This is a genomic window from Mesobacillus sp. (assembly GCF_049588175.1).
Classification (GTDB): domain Bacteria; phylum Bacillota; class Bacilli; order Bacillales; family Cytobacillaceae; genus Mesobacillus.
In genome coordinates this window covers 1-2,343 of record NZ_JBAVFI010000628.1, presented here as the reverse complement: position 1 = coordinate 2,343, position 2,343 = coordinate 1, and the positions used below count along the sequence as shown (strand labels likewise).

The following is a 2,343-nucleotide window of genomic DNA, read 5'->3' as shown; positions in this document are numbered from 1 at the left end:
GATCGTTACATTCCTTCTTGTTATGCTTCATGAATTCGGACATGTTTTGGCGGTCAGGTCGGAGGGGTTGCCTGCGAGGATTGAATTGGGGCATCGGCTTTTCTTTGTTGTCCTTGAAACGGATATGTCGCAGGTGTGGAAACTGCCTGCGGAAAAGCGAAATAAGCTGTACCTAGCTGGTATGTATTTTGATATGGTCGTATTGTTCATAGCTATAACAGCTCAGTTTTTCACAAGTGAAGAATCAATCCTGACAGGGCTGCTAAATTTAGTAGTATTGGATACTTTCATCCGCCTGGTGTACCAGGCAGCGGTGTTTATGAAAACGGATTTATATTATGTGTTTGAAAACTGGACGGGCTGTTATAACTTGATGGAAAATGGGCGAAACTTTCTAGGGAAATGGCTGCCACTCCTTAAAGTCAGCCATACAGAAACCTTTGCAGGAGAAGAAAAATTTGTTCGCGGCTATGCTATTTTCTATCTGGCAGGTATCCTGCTAACGGTCGCCATCACTGTCTATTACTACATCCCGCAATTCATTTTCGCCATAAACCAAATCATGCTGCCCGGTCTAACAGAACCATTCAATAGCCTGCGTTTTTGGGATTCGGCTGTCTTTTTACTGCAAATTGTCTTGATGCTGAGTCTGCTCTTATACTCCTGGTCAAAGAAATATCGTTTAAGCAGTTAAAAAGACAGCCGGAGGGCTGTCTTTTGTATTAACTAAGATTCTCCACATAATCAATCAAAATATCCTTATAAGTCTCAATCGACTTAAGCTCCACAAACTCCTCGTCCCCATGCCAGTTTCCGCCACTAGGGCCAAATTCAATTGCGGGAATTCCATGAGCAGAGAAATACTGTGTATCCGCAGCCCCATGTTGGCCAAATAGAACGGCTTCTCCACCAATATGCTTTTCCACCACAGGTCTCAACTGAGTAATAAACCGATTATCCTTCTCGGTTGCTACTGGAATGCCGTGGAGTCCAACACGGACTTCTCCGCCTGAGATATTTTTGATTTGCTGAACAATTACATCCGGGTTTTGTCCTGGAAGATACCTTATATCCAGGGACATGACGCAGCGGTCTGGTACTTTATTAAAAACCTCTCCGCCAGAGATGATGGCAAGGTTAACAGAAGGGAAAGGGTAAAACTCCGAGTTTTCTTTTGTAAAAGGCAGGTCCAGGAGCTTTTCATAAACCTTATAAGCCTTTACAATCGCATTTTCGCCTTCCCATGGCCGGCTTCCGTGAGCGGATTTCCCGCTTATCTCCACTTCAAGTCTAAGGACGCCTTTAGCCTGTAGGGCAATCCCTAGCTGTGTCGGCTCTGAGCAAATGACAAAATCTCCACGATAGCCATTTTTGACTAAGTATCCTGAGCAATTGTAACCGCCGATTTCTTCATCCGAAACAATTTGAAGCTGGATCTTCACCCCAAGCTTGCGATCTCTCAATTCCTTCATCGCGACCATCATCGCTGCGACGCCTGCCTTCATATCCGCTGCACCACGTGCATACAAGCGCCCGTCTTTTTCAACAGGAATGAACTGGTCTTTTTTACCTGATACGACATCCACATGCCCGTTGAAAACAATTGTTGTATCCCCGTCGCCAATTTCACATACTAGCATTTTATATCCATTATTTTCAATTAAGTCAGGTTGTAATTCGTGCTCTATTAGCCACTGTTTGCAAAACTCCACAGCCTGATTGGCACCTTCCTTGGTGGAGCTTTCAATCAGCAGAAGTTCTTTTAACAATTCCTTCATAGTCTAACACTCCTAATATAAATATCTATCATTACATTACCACTAAAGACTATTTTAAACCGTATAAATAAATGGTAGGACTTTATGAGGAAAAATTGTAAATATATAATTCGCAAATATTGACATCATTCGGGGGGTTCTTACAAATATTAGGAAGTTAGTACTAATCCTTTACGTGAATTTTACGAAAAAATAAGAAAATTCAGGTCTTTCAGTCCATATTCCACATCTGTGTATCCTACTATAATTAAATTCGTGTGCTACCAATTTATTCAATAAGGAGATGGATTTCTTGAGAAAGCCTTTGCGCAAGTTTGGAAAATCTGTTGTTGCTACAACAATGGCATTATCCGTTTTGGCAGGACCAGTTTCATGGAAAACAGTTGTAGCTGCTAAGCCCGATATGGCAGGAAAGCATGAAGTACAGCTACGTATTCTCGGAACAACAGATATTCATACGCATTTATATAATTATGATTATTATAAGGATGCAGAAACCCTTGAGTTTGGACTAGCTAAAACAGCTACATTGATTAAAAAAGCAAGAGAAGAAGAGGCAGGAAAG

At 41.7% G+C, this 2,343-nt stretch carries 1 protein-coding gene and 2 pseudogenes; 2 read left to right on the top strand and 1 reads right to left on the bottom strand.

Annotated features, from left to right (window positions below; genetic code table 11):
• Nucleotides 1–694: pseudogene (locus tag WB217_RS15150) on the top strand (hypothetical protein); the annotation flags it as partial.
• Nucleotides 695–722: 28 nt separating this feature from the next.
• On the opposite strand, the gene WB217_RS15145 reads toward WB217_RS15150, so the two are convergent.
• Entirely contained in the window at nt 723–1,778 is a 1,056-nt protein-coding gene (locus WB217_RS15145; protein ID WP_423994072.1) for a M20 family metallopeptidase, read from the bottom strand.
• 292 nt (nt 1,779–2,070) lie between these two features.
• Here WB217_RS15145 and WB217_RS15140 point away from each other — a divergent pair.
• A pseudogene (locus WB217_RS15140) lies at nt 2,071–2,343 on the top strand (hypothetical protein); the annotation flags it as partial.